The 16,093-nt window shown below is 66.1% G+C and carries 15 protein-coding genes; 5 read left to right on the top strand and 10 right to left on the bottom strand.

The genetic code is table 11. From position 1 onward, the window contains the following. Positions 1 to 245, top strand: a 245-nt coding sequence (locus tag AC6LKG_RS20095) for a phosphate acyltransferase (RefSeq protein ID WP_498167327.1), incomplete at its 5' end; no start/stop codon positions are given. A gap of 143 nt (positions 246 to 388) precedes the next feature. Here the strand turns inward: AC6LKG_RS20095 and AC6LKG_RS20090 are convergent. The 3 genes from AC6LKG_RS20090 to AC6LKG_RS20080 form a co-directional block, all read right to left on the bottom strand. Then, entirely contained in the window at positions 389 to 763 is a 375-nt protein-coding gene (locus AC6LKG_RS20090) for a hypothetical protein (RefSeq protein WP_498167324.1), read from the bottom strand. A 196-nt stretch (positions 764 to 959) separates the two neighbouring features. Continuing rightward, entirely contained in the window at positions 960 to 1,319 is a 360-nt protein-coding gene (locus tag AC6LKG_RS20085; RefSeq protein WP_498167321.1) for a DUF4148 domain-containing protein, read from the bottom strand. Positions 1,320 to 1,650: 331 nt separating this feature from the next. After that, entirely contained in the window at positions 1,651 to 1,866 is a 216-nt protein-coding gene (locus tag AC6LKG_RS20080) for a SlyX family protein (RefSeq protein WP_006391018.1), read from the bottom strand. Between the two features lie 102 nt (positions 1,867 to 1,968). Between AC6LKG_RS20080 and AC6LKG_RS20075 the strand changes: the two genes are divergently transcribed. The 3 genes from AC6LKG_RS20075 (at position 1,969) to AC6LKG_RS20065 (ending at position 6,622) form a co-directional block, all read left to right on the top strand. After that, a complete protein-coding gene (locus AC6LKG_RS20075) occupies positions 1,969 to 4,020 on the top strand; it encodes a TonB-dependent receptor domain-containing protein (RefSeq protein ID WP_498167331.1) in 2,052 nt (683 codons plus the stop codon). Between the two features lie 126 nt (positions 4,021 to 4,146). Continuing rightward, complete coding sequence (locus AC6LKG_RS20070; RefSeq protein ID WP_498167320.1) at positions 4,147 to 5,271, top strand: hypothetical protein; 1,125 nt, start codon at positions 4,147 to 4,149, stop codon at positions 5,269 to 5,271. A 196-nt stretch (positions 5,272 to 5,467) separates the two neighbouring features. After that, the gene (locus AC6LKG_RS20065) at positions 5,468 to 6,622 is read left to right on the top strand and encodes a hypothetical protein (protein ID WP_498167317.1); all 1,155 of its coding nucleotides are present in this window, start codon (positions 5,468 to 5,470) and stop codon (positions 6,620 to 6,622) included. 42 nt (positions 6,623 to 6,664) lie between these two features. On the opposite strand, the gene AC6LKG_RS20060 is transcribed toward AC6LKG_RS20065, so the two are convergent. Further along, complete coding sequence (locus tag AC6LKG_RS20060) at positions 6,665 to 7,273, bottom strand: nitrogen fixation protein NifQ (protein WP_498167314.1); 609 nt, start codon at positions 7,271 to 7,273, stop codon at positions 6,665 to 6,667. A gap of 181 nt (positions 7,274 to 7,454) precedes the next feature. Between AC6LKG_RS20060 and AC6LKG_RS20055 the strand changes: the two genes are divergently transcribed. Continuing rightward, positions 7,455 to 9,992, top strand: a complete 2,538-nt coding sequence (locus AC6LKG_RS20055) for an ankyrin repeat domain-containing protein (RefSeq protein WP_498167312.1) — start codon at positions 7,455 to 7,457, stop codon at positions 9,990 to 9,992. Positions 9,993 to 10,200: 208 nt separating this feature from the next. On the opposite strand, the gene cyoD is transcribed toward AC6LKG_RS20055, so the two are convergent. The 6 genes from cyoD to AC6LKG_RS20025 form a co-directional block, all read right to left on the bottom strand. Further along, positions 10,201 to 10,551 carry a cytochrome o ubiquinol oxidase subunit IV gene (gene cyoD / locus AC6LKG_RS20050; protein ID WP_498167309.1) on the bottom strand — a complete coding sequence of 117 codons (351 nt, stop codon included), beginning with the start codon at positions 10,549 to 10,551 and terminating at the stop codon, positions 10,201 to 10,203. After that, positions 10,551 to 11,165 (bottom strand): cytochrome o ubiquinol oxidase subunit III, encoded by a 615-nt coding sequence (gene cyoC / locus AC6LKG_RS20045; protein ID WP_006387443.1) that lies wholly within the window; start codon positions 11,163 to 11,165, stop codon positions 10,551 to 10,553. The genes cyoD and cyoC overlap by 1 nt, the downstream gene beginning before the upstream one ends. 3 nt (positions 11,166 to 11,168) lie before the next feature. Further along, positions 11,169 to 13,145, bottom strand: a complete 1,977-nt coding sequence (cyoB, locus tag AC6LKG_RS20040) for a cytochrome o ubiquinol oxidase subunit I (protein WP_498167308.1) — start codon at positions 13,143 to 13,145, stop codon at positions 11,169 to 11,171. Then, complete coding sequence (cyoA, locus tag AC6LKG_RS20035) at positions 13,145 to 14,056, bottom strand: ubiquinol oxidase subunit II (protein ID WP_498167306.1); 912 nt, start codon at positions 14,054 to 14,056, stop codon at positions 13,145 to 13,147. The genes cyoB and cyoA overlap by 1 nt, the downstream gene beginning before the upstream one ends. A 258-nt stretch (positions 14,057 to 14,314) precedes the next feature. Beyond that, entirely contained in the window at positions 14,315 to 14,869 is a 555-nt protein-coding gene (locus tag AC6LKG_RS20030) for a response regulator transcription factor (RefSeq protein ID WP_369815877.1), read from the bottom strand. 1 nt (position 14,870) lies between these two features. Continuing rightward, entirely contained in the window at positions 14,871 to 16,073 is a 1,203-nt protein-coding gene (locus AC6LKG_RS20025; RefSeq protein WP_498167303.1) for an ATP-binding protein, read from the bottom strand. Between the last annotated feature and the right edge of the window lie 20 nt (positions 16,074 to 16,093).

Genomic DNA, 16,093 nt, shown 5'->3' with positions numbered 1-16,093 from the left:
GCCTGCGCATCCTGCCGTCCTCCACGCTCAAGGGCGAGGCCAACCTGCTGGTGTGCCCGAACGTGGACGCGGGCAACATCGCCTACAACCTGCTCAAGACGGCGGCCGGCGGCAACGTGGCGGTCGGCCCGATCCTGCTGGGCGCCAACGCGCCGGTGCACATCCTGACCTCCAGCTCGACCGTGCGCCGCATCATCAACATGACGGCCATGACGGTGCTGGACGCCAACCGCGTCGAAGGCTGATGGCGCCTGCGGCTGGCGCCCCGGGGCGCCGGCCAGGTGACCAACCGGGGGCAAGCCGCACGGCGAGCCTCATGGCAAAACGCCCGTTTCATCCGAAGATGAAGCGGGCGTTTTTCATTGGCGGCCAGGGCCGGCGGCGAAGCTCAGTTCGCGCTGGCCTTCCAGGTGCCGTCGGGCTGCTTGCAGAACCAGAACTTCCAGGTTTCGGTGGTGCTGGTGCGGGCGAAATCGCCTTCCAGCAGGCGACAGGTGCGGTCGCCGGTGGTGCTGGTCTGCAGCGGCGTGATCTTGGCGGTGATCGGCGCGGCCTTGCGCTTGGGCGTGCTGGACCAGTTGACGCTCTGGCCGTCGGCGGTGTTGTTCAGCGCGTCCGCCACGGCCTGCCGGAACGCGGGTTTGTCGGCCTTGGAAATCTGGGTGATGAGGGCATTGTTCAGCATCACGGCGGGGGCCGCCAGGGCCGGTCCGGAAGCGGCGCCGGCGACGAGTGCGAATGCGATGAGGCGGATGGTTTTCATTGCGGGGTCCCTCGTTGTTGTCGGGGCTGCGCGGGCAGCCTTTTGATGGTCAGGTACCGATGGTACGCGAAGCCCCCGCGTCTTGTCTTGACCAGCCGGCGGCACACGCCGGCGCGTTTGCGCGCGCACAAAAAAAAGCCGCCCGGAGGGCGGCCAAGGTACAACAAGGGGAGGGGTAAATCAGTGCGGCGGGCGCTCAGTTGGCGCTGTGGTAGACGCCGGCGAACGGCATGTCGTTGGGCTCGACGCCCGAGACCAGGCCGGCGGTCTTGGCGGCGGCCAGGTCGGCGCGCACCTGGGCGCGCGTCAGGCCGGATTGGGGGGCGCCATACACGCCCTGGAAGGGCATGTCGTTGGGTTCGACGTCCGAGACCAGGCCGGCGGCCCTGGCGGCTGCCAGCTCGGCCTGCACTTGGGCGCGGGTCGGGCCGTCATAGGGAGTGCCATAGACGCCCTGGAAGGGCATGTCGTTGGGTTCGACGTCCTGTGCGGCGTAAGCGCCGGCGCTCAGGGCGGCCAGGGACAGCAGCAGAGCAGAGGCAAGGGTCTTTTTCATGGTGAATCTCCGATTTCAGAAGGCTGGGCGCGAATCCGGCGGCCTGTCCGTCGTGGTTCGTTGTTGTTTCCCGATGGCTCAATAGTGCGCGCAATCGGAATACGTATAAACCCTGATATCGGTAAAAGATTTTTCCATGAATGGAAAGAAGTTGAGATTAATCGAAATTAGCCTCAGCCTATGGAATTAATAGTCGCGCCTGGCCTGATGGCATCGTTGCCGGCAAAGTCCGGCCATCCCCGCCAAAGCGACGTCCATGCGCGCCGGCCGCGATTCCCCGGGCCGGTCGGCCTGGATTGCGTCGTGAGCTTGTCCCGATGCGGGACCCGGTTCAATAATGCGGCGGCAGTTCGTCGCGCAGGCTGCGGAACGGCGCCGCGCCCTCGGGGGCCTGCTGGCGCAGGTCGGCCACCTCGCGCTGCAGCCGGTCGATCTGCTGCTGCTGGCGCACGATGATCTGGTTGAGTTGTTCCAGCAGGTCGTCGGCGAAACTGGCCTTGACCTCCAGGTCGAGCAAGCGGCGTTCGATGTCTTGCGAATTTTCCATGCGGGTATTAGAACCCATTCCCCGGGCAAGGAGTCCTGAGTGAGCGACCAACGACCACGCCGCGCGCCCTTGGCCCGCCCCCTTCTGCGCAGCCTGCTCGGCATGGCGCCGGCGGTGGCGGCGTTGGCGCAGCCGGAGCCGTCGCCATTGGCGCCAGTGGTGGTGAGCGGCACCCGCGTCGGCATGCCGGTGCTGGAGACGCCGGCCTCGGTGGACATCGTCGAGGGCGCGGCGATGCGCCGCGCGCGGCCGGGCATCAACCTGTCCGAAGGCCTGGCGGGCGTGCCGGGGCTGCAGATCCAGAACCGCCAGAACTATGCCCAGGACCTGCAGATCTCCAGCCGCGGTTTCGGCGCGCGTTCCACCTTCGGGGTGCGCGGCGTGCGGCTGTACGTGGACGGCATTCCGGCGACCATGCCCGACGGTCAGGGCCAGACCTCGAACATCGACATCGGCTCGCTCGACCGGGTGGAGGTGCTGCGCGGGCCGTTCTCGGCGCTGTACGGCAATTCGTCCGGCGGCGTGATCCTGGCCTACACCGAAGACGGCGCGGTGCCGCCCGAAATCGGCGCCTCGGCCTGGGCTGGCGGCGACCGCACCTGGCGCTACGGCGCCAAGGCCGCCGGCACGTCCGGCGACATGGACTACGTGCTGGACCTGTCGCGCATGACCACCGACGGCTTTCGCGACCACAGCGCCGCGCGCAAGAACCTGGGCAACGCCAAGCTGGGCGTGCAACTGGGCGACGCCAGCCGCCTGACGATCGTGGCCAACCGTGTCGACCTGACGGCCCAGGACCCGCTCGGCCTGACCTATGCGCAATTCCAGGACGCGCCGCGTAGCGCCGAGCTGGCGGCCCAGTACGACACGCGCAAGACCGTGCGCCAGACCCAGGGCGGGCTGGTCTACGAACGCCACGTCGACGGCGCCAACACGCTGCGCCTGATGCTGTACTACGGCCAGCGCGACACCACGCAGTTCCAGGCCATCCCGCCCGCGGCGCAGGCGGCGCCGACGCAGGCGGGCGGCGTCATCGACCTGCGGCGTCGCTATGGCGGCGCCGATCTGCGCTGGACCTCCGAGCTTGGGCCGGCGGCGCGGCCGCTGACGCTGGTCGGCGGCTTCTCGTACGACACGATGCGCGAGACCCGCAAGGGTTACCAGAACTATATCGGCGACGGCGCCAGCCGCCAGCTTGGCGTGCGGGGCGAGTTGCGGCGCGATGAAACCAACACGGTCTACAACGCCGACCCCTATCTGCAGGCGTCATGGCGCGCGGCGCCGCGCTGGACGCTCGATGCCGGCCTGCGCTACAGCACGGTGGCGTTCCGCTCGCGCGATCATTACCTCGCGCCGGGCAATGGCGATGACAGCGGCAGCGCACGCTATCGCCGCGCGCTGCCGGTGGCCGCGGTGCGCTACCAGGCCGATCCGCGGACCTCGTTGTACGCCTCGTACGGACGCGGCTTCGAGACCCCGACGCTCAATGAGCTGTCGTACCGGCCCGGCGGCCAGCCGGGCCTGAATTTCGCGCTGGCGCCAGCGCTCGGCACCCACGTCGAGGTCGGCGCCAAGACCGACCTGGCGGGCGGCCAACTGATCGCGGCCATGTTCCGCGTGTCGACCGATGATGAAATCGTCGCGGCCGGCAGCACGGGCGGCCGCGCCACCTTCCGCAACGCCGGACGCACGCGCCGCGACGGCGTGGAACTGGGCTGGTCCAACCGCTTTGCCGGCCACTGGCGGGCGCAACTGGCCTACACCTGGCTCGATGCCCGCTATCGCGACGATGGCGGCGGCGCCATCCGCGCCGGCAACCGCATCCCGGGGATTGCGGGGCAGTCTGCGTATGCCTCGCTGGCCTGGTCGCCGCCGCAGGGCTGGCAGGCTGGCATCGAGGCCCGCTACCTGAGCCGCCTGTATGCCGACGATGCCAACGATGCGGCCGCGCCGGGCTATGTGGTGGCCGCACTGTCCACGGGCTACGTGAAGCGGGTGGGGGCGTGGGAATTGAGCGCCTATGCGCGGGTCGACAACTTGTTCGACCGGCGCTATGCCGGGTCGGTCATCGTCAATGAGAGCAATGGCCGCTACTACGAGCCGGCGCCGGGACGCGGTCTTGGCATGGGGGTAGGGGCGACGTATCGCTTCTGAAAGCCTGGACGCCCCGCGCCGGCCGCGGGCGCGCATCGCCTGAAATGTCAGACCATGCCCGCATCGACGCCGCGACCGCCGCAGATAGAATCCGTAGGTCATTTTGGATAGGCGGAGTCGTGGATCGTGCAATGGCAGAAAGGGGCCAGACGAGCGCTGGCGCGGGTATTGATGCTGGTCGCGTTGGCGCCGGCGTTCGCCTACGGCCAGGCAACCCCTGCCAACGGCTGCTTTTCCCCGGCGGGCGCCAACGCGGTCCGATTGGAAATTCCGCCGTCGGTCACGTTCGATCTGGACAGGCAGTTGATCAACGGCGAATGGCTCTACCGAAGCCGCGTCTACGAATTCAACTATCGCTGCGTCCGGAACCGGGGAGGGTTGGCCCAGGTGGGATTGCGGACGCTGGCCGACTTCAGCTTGATCAGGCGAGCGCTGCGAGACACTGGCGTCCGACTGGACCTCATCATCAACGGCGACGTCAACAGATTTTGGAATCCCGACCCGTTCATCCTGGGCGGCAATGAAGACTATTTCTTTGGCGACCCGTATGCCGAAGATACCGGCGAGCGCACCCTTACCGTCTCGATGCTGCTGATCGTGGACAGGCAGGTCACCAGCCCGTTGCGCGTCTTCATGCCGTCGAGCACCGCCTTCAAACTGGTCAACGATCCTTGGGGCACCGCCGATCCGGGGATTTTCATCACCACTTCCTCGACGCGCTTCCAATATGTGCCGCGGTGCATTGGCGAGCTTGCCGTGGACAGCGTCGTGCCATTCGATACGGTGCTCAACACCGTCACTCAAAACGACAGGCTGCCGCAGACCAAGCCCTTCCAGGTGATCACACGCGTCAACCCGGCATGTCCCAATATTGATTCATTGATCCAACCAGCGGGCGCCAATGCAGATGATGTTTTCCACTTGCCTCTGGCGGTGTCGTTCGAGCCGCAGGGCGGCGAACGCATGGATTCCATGCAGCAAACGGTTTTCCTGAAGAATGCCGACGGCAAGGAAAACGGGTTGAAGTTGCGTATCACCAATGCCGCCGGCAATTATGTCCAGTTCGGCGCGCTGTTCGTCGATCGGCTGGGCATGCCTATTTCGCTGTCGGTGAACAACATCGCCGCGCCGCTGTTGAACACGACCTCGGTCACGCAGGCGTACACCGCGCACCTTGAGCGCGAACCGGCGATCGGGCTGTCGGTCGGCAAATACAACACCCAGGTGCTGGTCAAGGCAAGCTGGTACTGACCGGACTGGCCTGCAACGAGAGCAATGGCCGCTACGACGAGTCGGCGTCGGGACGGGCCGCAGCCTGTGACTGGGGCGGCTTGTCCCTATTGATGCCGCGAGCAGGTGTCAGACGTCGCGACACGCGCTCAATGTCAAAAATGTCGGACGGTTTGCCGGGGCAACAATCGGGCGTTGATCGATAGAATCGTTTCTTTTGGATCAGCCGGGAGCATTCATCGTGGCGGCAAAAAATAGGCGGGTCCGCGCCTGGCTTGCAGGCGTATTCACCGCCCTTTTACTCTTGCCTGGGGTAGGTCACACGCAAGCCACGGGGCGTGGATGCAGGTTGCTCGATGGCGGCAACATCGTAACGTTCAACCTGCCACCCTCGATCAGTTTCGGGCTCGACCAACAGTTCATTCCGGGCTTTCCCATTTACATCAGCAGTCCCTATGAATTCAGGTACCGCTGCACCAACATTCCCAACTTAAGGCGGCAGGCGGCCATTTCGATCCTGGGCGATTTCGGCCCGGTCCTGCAGGCCTTGCGAAATGCATCGTTGAGGCTGACGATCGTCTATGACAATATCGAAAAGGGGCAGTGGAGTCCGGATCCCGCGGCGCCAACCTTTGCGCCTTATTTCAGCGTCGATACCCCCTATGAGGGCGACTCAGGGGAGCGCCTTGGGCGCATCTTCCTGCTCCTGTACGCTGAAAGCCGCGTGACCAGGCCCTTGCGCGTGTTCTTGCCGCCCTCGTTCGCGTTCAAATTGATTGCCGACGAAACTGCCGGGGGCGATCCGGGCATCTTCCTCAATTCCAGCGCCTCGCGCTTCCAGTTCATCCCCTCCTGCGTAGGCTCGGTCAACGTCGACAACACGGTCACCTTCGACACCGTGCTGACCACGGCCAATTACAACGGCAAGTTGCCGCAGGCCAAGCCGTTCAATGTGACGACCCGCATGAATAGTCCCGCCTGCCCGGGATTGGAGGGGTTGACCAGCCCGCCATCCACCAGCAACCCCCTGGACGAGTTGTATCTACGCACGGCGGTGGCGTTCGTGCCACAAAGCGGTGAGCGTACCGATCTTCTGGATCAGACGATCTATCTGAAGAATGCCGACGGCCAGGAAAACGGCCTGAAGCTGACCATCACCAATCAGGCCAATCAGACGGTTACGCTTGGTGCGCTTCCTGCCGATGACCATGGCACATTCCCCTCCCGCTACAACGCCAATCTTGGGGGGCTCCTGCATGGCACCACGTTGTCGCAGACGCAGACGTATACCGCGCACCTGGAGCGAACCACCGCCGAATTGAAAACCGGCAAGTTCAGCACCCAGGTGCTGGTCAAGGTGACCTGGTTCTGATCGGCCGCGCCCGAAGGTTGCCTGGCGCGGTGCGAGAGCGGCTCAGCGCGCGGTTCCCGCGCCGTAGCAGAACCCATGGTCCTCGCAGTCCGCGCAGCCGGGCGCGGCGGTCACGGGCAGGCCGGCATATTCAAAGGCGGAATAGGCCAGGAATTTCTTCCATCGCAGGTTGTGGGTATTGCGCGCCACCAAACCTGGGTAATGCCGCGTCAGCAACGCGGTGACGTCTTCGCGGCCCCTCAGCCCAAGGTCGCGCCACAGGTGGTCCGGACGCAGGCAGGCGTGCGCCAGCACGCTGGTGACCAGCGGTGTAATGGCCGAGGCCGGGGTGCCGTAGACGCGCAACAGTGCGCGCAGCAGCAGGGTGAAACCTGGTTGTGGGTCGGCCATGCCGCTTGCGGCATAGGCGGGGTATTGCGCGCCCAGTTCGGCCAATGCCGGTTCCGCGCTGTCGAGCGCGCCGGGAAACAGGCTGTCCAGTGCCCGCGCCAGTTCGGCCGGCGCCAGGCCGCTGCGGGCCAGGTTGCGCTGCGTGAGGCTCTTGGCGATCACCGTGGCGAAAAAAACGGCGTCGGCATCGCCGGGGGGCGCATGGCGGAGCAGGCTGCGGGCCAGCGTTGCGGGGTCGGGGGAGGCGGGCTGGGCGGCCATGGTTGAAGTCCGGGCGGCGCAAAAGGGATGGCGCAAAAGGATCGAACGGATGCACAAATCGTTATTAGTCGAACTATATAACGAATGGGCGATTGACGGCGGCAGCCGGCGCCCACCTTGGCGCGTCACATCCGCCCTCGGGGGTATCATCGTGCCGCCTCCCACTATCAGGCCTGTCCGGATGTCCCGTTCCCTATCGCCCGCCATGACCCATCGCCTTTGCGCCGCCTTGCTGGCGCTGGCCGGCTTGTTCGCCGGCGCCGCGCCGCCAGCAGCGGCCAGCGACATTGGCGCGTTCATTGAGGCGGCGCGGCTGGGCCGCTACCCGCTGCGCGAACCCGAGCGCCGTGTCTGGGGCACCGAAAACGCTCGCGATGCCTTGCTGGTGGGGCAACTGGAGAACCGCCTGTTCCTGTACCGCTATCTGCGGCCGGGCGGCGTGGGTTCGCCGTCCGAGCTGGCTTTCCGCTCGCAGCCCATGGTGATCGACCCGGCGACCTGGCGCGCCGAGCGCGCGGAAGACGTCAATGTGACGGCGCCGCGCGAAGGCCAGGTTTTCTATTGGGTGACCTACACCTATCCCGGCGCCGGCGACGGGCGGGCCGACGGCTTCCTGGTAGAGGCGTCGGGGGCCGTGATCCGCGTGCAGGCGGACGCCGCCCGGGTGGTGGCGACGGCCGAGCAGCCCTGGGACGAGGTGCGTCGCGCCCAGGCGCTGGCCACGCTCAAGCCGGCGCTGCTGGCGTATCCGAGCCGACTGCCGACGTTTCCCTCGGACGTTCGTTTCGAGACGCGGACGGCGGCCGAAGTGCCAGCGGCGTTTCGCGCATTGCACCAGGCGGCGCGCGCCATCCCGCGCGCCAAGGCGGCCGAATTCGGCCGCGCGCTGGCGAACCTGCGGCGCTTCGTGCTGGAACACGACTACCGCGAGATCGACGCGGCGGGCAAGGACGCCGAGGTGCTGACCGCCCTGAACGACTACGGATTCTGGCTGGGCCAGTCGGGCCAGAGCGGCGAGCTGGCCGAGGCGGAGCGGGTGCTCGATGAGGTGCTGCGTCGCGACCCGGCGCGCACGCCGGCTTACCTGAACCGCGCCGATGTGCGGATCAAGTTGCGTGACCGGCAGCGGGACCGGCGCGACTATTACGAGACGCTGGCGCGGGAGGACTTCCGCCAATACTGCTCGCGCCGCCTGGCGGCGGGCGAAGCGATGCCGGCGAACATAGCCGCCCGTATCGGCGCCGCCCTGGACGCCAAAGTTCTGGATGCCGCGGCATGCCGACCGCGGTTGGTGATTTTCGAGGCCATCCGCGCGGGCGACCTGGACGCGCTGCGCGCCGAACTACGCGGCGGCCTGGACCCGAGCGGCGTCAATGAATACGGCGTGTCGGCGCTCAGCGCCGCCACCTACGAGCGCCAGCTCGAAATGGTACAGGCGCTGCTGGCGGCTGGCGCCAAGATCGACGGCCCCAATAGTGGCGCGCCGCTGCTGGCTACCGCCTTGTCGCCGGCGGGGGGCGGCCGCCCAGCGGCCGAGCGCTACGCATTGGCCGACGCCTTGATCGCGGCGGGCGCTTCGCTGGAGGCGCCGGACGTGAATGGCACGCCGCTGCTGTTGTGGCGGGTGTCGTACTCCGCCTCGGACAAGGATACGCTCGACTATCTGCTGGCCAAGGGCGCCAACCCGAATGGCCGCGACAAGAGCGGTCGCTCGGTGCTGCACGCGGCCATGGGCAGCCCATCGAAGCTCTGGTTCGCCGACAAGCTGCTGGCCAAGGGCGCGGATATCAACGCTGTCTATATCCGCATGTACTACGGCGACCAGGCCATGTGGGAAACGCCGCTGCTGGAGGCGTTGCGCGAGTCGCCGGCTGGCGAGCTCACGTCGCGGCAGGCCGCGGTTCCGGTGTCCGAGCGCGTGGCGTACGCGCTGGCGCGCGGCGCCGACCCCACGGTGGGCGGTTATGGGCCCAAGAGTGGCGAGCGGCGCGCCGGGCTGGATGAAGCGCTGAGCCTGGCGGCGCGGCAGATGTCGCCCGAGCTGATAGACCGCCTGACGCAGGCCGCCGCCGGCAAGCCGCGCGCGCCGTTGACGGTGGCGCCGCTGTCGAGTTTGCTGCGGCAATGGAACGAGATAGAGAACCGCGCCGATGCCCAAGGCAATGGTCCGCAATGGGACGGCCTGCGCGCGCGCCTGCGCGCCACCGCCGAACGGCTGCTGGCGGCGGGCGTGCCGCTGGCGTATGACGGCAACCCCTCCGGCCTGACCCGCCGCGATGTCGCGCCGCTGTCACTGCCCTGGCTGCCCGACGATCTGTACCTGGCGTGGCTGCGGGCGGGCGCCAACCCGTCGGATCGCAGCGACGGCGACCTGCGGCTGCGCGGCGTGGTCGATGCCGACGCCCTGCCGCTGGTCATCATGCTGCGGCTGGGCAACGACGCCAAGGCGCGCATGCTGCTGGAGCACGACGCCGGCCTGTACGCCACGCCGGCGCGCTGCGGCATGGCCGTGGCCGACATGCTGGCCTGGAGCCTGAGCGACAACGGGCCGCTCGGGCCGGGGGCCGCGCGGGCCTTGCTGCAGGTACTGGATGGCGCGGCCAGGGCGCCGGCCTGCGACCTGGCCCAGGGCGCTCGGGTGCGGCCGTTCGTCGGGGTTAGCGCGCGTGAACTGGCGCAGCGCGTCGGCGTGACCTTGACGGTGAAGGCGCCAGGCTGACCCACAGGCCACGCCCGGCCAGCTTGCCTGCGCCACGCCCGCGGCCAGCAGCAGGCCCGGCAGCGAACAGACGCGGGTGCCGGGGCGCGTGAAGGGATCCTCGCCCTTGCGCTTGAAGAAACCGACGTGGCGGACGCCGCCGATAGCGCGGGCATGAAAAAAAACAGGCGCCTCGCGGCGCCTGTCTGTCGTCATCGGATGACGGGTCTTACATGGGGTGGCCCATGTTGACGTTCATGTTGTACAGCACCCAGGCCGAACCCCCGACGATGATGGCGATGATCATCACGGTGAAGACGAACGTGGCCAGGTTGTCGCGGGCCGATTTCGAGGCGCCCATGTGCAGGAAGTACACCAACTGCACCAGCAGTTGGAGCACGCACAGCGCCACCACGCCGATGATGGTGATGGTGTGGGACAGCGCGCCGCTCATCACCAGGCCGAACGAGCCGAAGGTGAGCAGGAGCGAAAGCACGAAACCGATGATGTAGGACTTCACGGTGCCGTGGTCGGCGGCGTGATCGTCGTGGCCGTGTGCGGCCGCAGCGGAGTGCGACATCAGAGGGCTCCCAGAAGATAGACGAAGGTGAAGACGCAGATCCAGACGATGTCCAGGAAGTGCCAGAACAGGCTCAGGCACGCCAGACGACGCTTGTTGATCGAGTCCAGGCCATGGCGGCGGATCATGTCGATCATGACGACGATCCAGATCAGGCCGAACGTCACGTGCAGGCCGTGCGTGCCGATCAGCGTGAAGAACGCCGACAGGTAGGCGCTGCGGCCGGGGCCCGCGCCTTCGGTGATCAGGTGATGGAATTCATAGACTTCCATCGCGATGAAGCCCGCGCCGAACAGGAACGTGACCATCAACCAGCCGATTGCGCGGCTCTTGTTGTTGGCGTGGACGTTCAGGTTGGCCATGCCGAAGGTGAAGCTCGAGAACAGCAGCAACAGGGTTTCGACCAGCACGAACTTCAGGTCGAACAGTTCCTTGCCGGTGGGGCCGCCCGCGGTGGCGTTGGCCAGCACCGCGAACGTCGCGAACAGCACTGAAAAGATCAGCAAGTCGCTCATGAGGTAGACCCAGAAACCGAAAACGGTCTTGGATCCATCGTCATGGTGCGCGTGATCGTCGTGACCCGCGTGGGGGTGAGTGGCTACGGCTTGAATCATGGCTCAGGCGGCCTTCTGCATTTTTTCAAAGTGGGCGTTTTCGATGCGTTCGACTTCCGCGGCCGGGACCCAGTAGTCGACGTCGCGGTCATAGGCGCGGACGATGAACGAACCGATCATGCCGACGAAACCGACGATCGACAGCCACCAGATGTGCCAGATCAGGGCAAAGCACATGACCAGGCCGAACGCGCCGATGAAGACGCCGGCGGCGGTGTTCTTCGGCATGTGGATGTCTTCGTACTTGGCCGGGCGCTTGTAGGCCTTGCCGTTCTGCTTGTCTTCCCAGAACTGGTCCAGTTCGTCGACGTGAGGAACGTGGGCGAAGTTGTAGAAAGGCGCGGGCGACGAGATCGACCATTCCAGGGTGCGGCCATCCCAGGGATCGCCGGTGATGTCCTGGTTCTGCTTGCGCTGGCGCACGGACACGAACACTTGCTGCAGCAGGAACCAGATGCCCAGCATGATCAGCGCGGCGCCGGCCAGCGCGACCAGCAGGTAGGGCTGCCATTCGGGGTTGTCGTAGTGGTTCAGGCGGCGCGTCATGCCCTTGAAGCCCAGGATGTACAGGGGCATGAAGGCCAGGAAGAAGCCGACGAACCAGCAGTAGAACGAGTAGCGGCCCAGGCGTTCGTTCAGCTTGAAGCCGAAGGCCTTGGGGAACCAGTAGGTCATGCCGGCGATACACCCGAACACCACGCCACCGATGATGGTGTTGTGGAAGTGGGCGATCAGGAACAGGCTGTTGTGCAGCACGAACGACACGCCGGGGATGGCCAGCATCACGCCGGTCATGCCGCCGATGACGAACACCAGCATGAAGCCCAGCGTCCACAGCACCGGCGTGGTGATGCGCAGGCGACCGCGGTAGATGGTGAACAGCCAGTTGAAGATCTTCGCGCCCGTCGGGATCGAGATGATCATTGTGGCAATGCCGAAGAACGCGTTGACGTTGGCCCCCGCGCCCATGGTGAAGAAGTGGTGCAGCCAGACCAGGAACGACAGCACGCCGATGGCGGCCGTGGCGTAGACCATGGACTTGTAGCCGAACAGGGTCTTGCGGGCGAACGTGGCGACCACTTCGGAGTACACGCCGAAGGCCGGCAGCACCAGGATGTAGACCTCGGGGTGGCCCCAGATCCAGATCAGGTTCACGTACATCATGACGTTGCCGCCCATGTCGTTCGTGAAGAAGTGCGTGCCCAGGTAGCGGTCCATCGTCAGCAGCGCCAGCGTGGCGGCCAGCACCGGGAAGGCGGCCACGATCAGGACGTTGGTGACCAGCGAGGTCCAGGTGAAGATCGGCATCTTCATCAGGGTCATGCCCGGCGCGCGCATGCGCAGGATGGTGACGATGAAGTTGATGCCGCTTAGTGTTGTTCCCAACCCGGATATCTGCAACGCCCAGATGTAGTAATCCACCCCGACACTTGGGCTGTAGTCGAGCCCGGACAGCGGCGGATAGGCGAGCCAGCCGGTCGCGGCGAATTCACCGACGAACAGCGAGATCATCATCAGCGCGACGCCGGCGCCGAACAGCCAGAAGCTCAGCGAGTTCAGGAACGGGTAGGCCACGTCGCGGGCGCCGATCTGCAGCGGCACCACGATGTTCATCAGCCCGGTGATGAAGGGCATCGCCATGAAGAAAATCATGATGACGCCGTGGGCGGTGAAGATCTGGTCGTAGTGGTGCGGTGGCAGGAAGCCGGCCGAGTCGGACGAGGCCACGGCCAACTGGGTGCGCATCATGATGGCGTCGGCGAAGCCGCGCAGCAGCATGATCAGCGCGACGATGATGTACATCACGCCGATGCGCTTGTGGTCGACGGAGGTGAGCCATTCCGTCCAGAGGTACTTCCACTTGCGGAAGTAGGTGATGGCGCCGAAGACCGCTAGGCCTCCCAGGCACACGGCGGCCAGCGTGACCATGACGATGGGTTCATGGTACGGAATGGCCTCGAGGGTGAGTTTCCCGAGCATTATTGAGTCAATCCTGCAACAAGATTATTCGACGTGGGGGTGCACGTGGCGTCTTCGACGCCGGCCATCTTGGACATGGTGCTGCCCAGGATGTAGTCGAACATGGACGGCGGCACCGAGGCGTACTTGGCGACCGGGTTGTGTTCGCTGCGCTTGGTCAGTTCCTGGTAGACCGCCGGGGTCAGGGCGGTGCCGGAAGCCTTGGCTTCCTTGACCCAGTTGTCGAAACCTTCCTGCGACGTGGCGATGGCCTTGAAGCGCATGCCGGAGAAGCCGGCGCCGCTGTAGTTGGCCGAGATGCCGGCGTAGGTGCCGGGTTCGCGCGCGTTCAGGTGCAGCTTGGTCTCCATGCCGGCCATCGAGTAGATCTGGCTGCCAAGCTGGGGAATGAAGAACGAGTTCATGACCGAGGCCGAGGTGATCCGGAAATTGACCGGGACGTCGACCGGGAAGGCGATCTCGTTGACCGTGGCGATGTCGTACTCGGGGTAGATGAACAGCCACTTCCAATCCAGCGACACCACCTCGATGGTGACCGGCTTGTGCTCGGAGACGAGCGGCTTGTAGGGATCGAGCGCGTGGGTGGAGCGCCAGGTGATCACGGCCAGGATCGCCACGATGATACACGGGATGGTCCAGACCACGATTTCGATCGCCGTGGAGTGGGCCCACTTGGGCTGGTAGTCGGCTTTGGTATTGGATGCGCGGTATTTCCAGGCAAACGTCAGGACCATGATGATGACCGGGATCACCACCAGGAGCATCAGACCGGTTGCCGTGAACAGCAGGGTCTTTTCCTGAGCGCCAATGTCTCCCTTGGGGGAGAGGATTTCCATGTTGCAGCCGCCAAGCAGCATGACCGCGCCGACGCCAAAAATGCGCGTAAGGGTCGCAAGGAGGGGGTGTTTCACGTACAGCCTTGGATGGAAGGTGGGAAATGCTGCGGAGCAGCAGACTGGAATGCTGCTAGGCAGCAACGTCCATCCTATCGGTTTGACCTGGGTCAAGCGTGCGACGAATGGTCGCATTGCCCTGGGCGCTTTTGCCCTCAATGCGGCTGGTTAAGGGTTTTCCCAGGCGGGAGAAGGCTTTACGGTGAAGGCTGGGGTGCGACGATATGTCGCACCTGCACAAGACGAGATTGTTGCGAAGTGTGGCGTCCGCGCCAATCAGTCGACCAGGACCTCGCGTTCCGGCCCCGGTTTCTTGGCCAGCTTGCGCTGCAGGGAACGCCGGTGCATGCCCAGCAGGCGGGCGGCGGCCGAGACGTTGCCACCGGTTTCGTGCAGGGCCTGGTGGATATGCTCCCATTCCAGGCGGTGCAGCGGCGTCATGGTGCTTTCGATCGTAACGCTTTCCGGCTTCACCAGGCCCAGGGTGCGCAGGATCATCGGCGCGGTGGCGGGCTTGGGCAGGTAGTCGTCGGCGCCGCGCTTGATGGCCTCGACGGCGGTGGCCACGCTGGCGTAGCCGGTGACCAGCAGGATACGCATGTCGGCGCGCAAGGCGCGCAGGGGGCGGATCAGGGTCAGGCCGGAGTCCTCGCCCAGCCGCAGGTCGACCAGCGCGAAGGCCGGGCGGATCTCTTCGGCCACGCGCAGCGCCTCGGCGATGCCGGTGGCGGTTCGGGTTTCGAGGCCGCGGCGCGACAGGCTGCGCTGCAGGGTGCGCACGTAGAGCTCGTCGTCGTCGATCAGCAGGCCAAGGTCGGTGGGATTCAACATATCAGGTCCCGGGAGTGCCGAGAGGCAAATAAAAACGGATGCGGGTGCCGCCGCCATCGGCGGCCGTCATGGTCATTTCGCCGCCCAACTGTTCGACGGTGGCGTGCGACAGGGCCAGGCCGACGCCCAGGCCGCCCGGCTTGCCGCTGTTGAACAGGCTGGTGGCCGGCAGCAGCGTATGGTCGGGGTCGAAGCCGCCGCCATAGTCGCGCACTTCGCCGCGCAGGGCGCCGTAGCCGTATTCCAGATGCAGGTCCACGCGCGGCTCGTTGGCGGCTTCGCCGGCATCGGCAGCGTTGTTCAGCAGGGCCTGCAGCAGGTGGGCGATGGCCGGATCGACCCGCAGGCTGGCGGGCAGCGTGCCCGACCGGCGCAGGTCGATGGTCGGCCGGATCAGGCGCCATTGCCCCACCACGCGCACCAGGTCCACGGCGGTTGGGACCGCCAGATTGCGAATCCGTTCCCGGCACAGGGCCAGCAGTTGGCTGAGCGTGGCGACGTCCTGCTTGAGGTCGGGCTCCTTGACCTCGGCGGCGATCTCGTCGGCCAGCAGGGTCATGGTGGCCAGCGGGGTGTTCAGTTCGTGCGCCATGGCGGCGGCGTGGGTGGCCAGGGCGACGATGCCCTCGTTGCGGGTGAAGCGCTCGCGCAGCCGCGCCAGTTCGCGCTCGCGCGCCCGCAGGTCGGCCGCCAGGCGGGTAGTGAACACCAGCACCACCACCACGGAAATCAGGAAGTTGGCGCCCAGCCCCCATAGCAGCAGGGTGTGGGTGTTGAGGTCGCCGCGCAGCGGCTGGCCGAATAGGGCGGCGGCAAAGTAGCCGGAGATGCCCGCCAGGGCCGCCGCCAGCGCCCAGTTGCGCGGCAATGCCAGGGCGGCCAGGGCGGTGAGGATCAGGAACATCATGCCGAACGGATTGCTCAGGCCGCCGCTCCAGCCGACCATCCAGGCCAGCACCGCCATGTCCACCAGCAGGTGGCCGAAGGCGGTGGCGTGGGACAGGTCGCGGCTGTGGCGCAGCCGCAGGCTGGCGTAGACGTTGAAGCCGATCAGCACGCCCACGCCGATCCACAGCGGTTCCAGCGGCAGGGCCAGGCCTAGCACGGCGCTGGCCACCAGGATGGTGGCGGCCTGGCCCGCGATGGCGAGCCAGCGCAGGCTGCAGAGGGTACGCAGGAAGGAGAAGGCGGAACTACCGGGCATTATCCAGACACAGGGTTGCC

Source organism: Achromobacter sp. 46006 (assembly GCF_059761975.1).
Note: the sequence above shows the minus strand (reverse complement) of the source record. Positions and strands in the feature narration are given on the sequence as shown.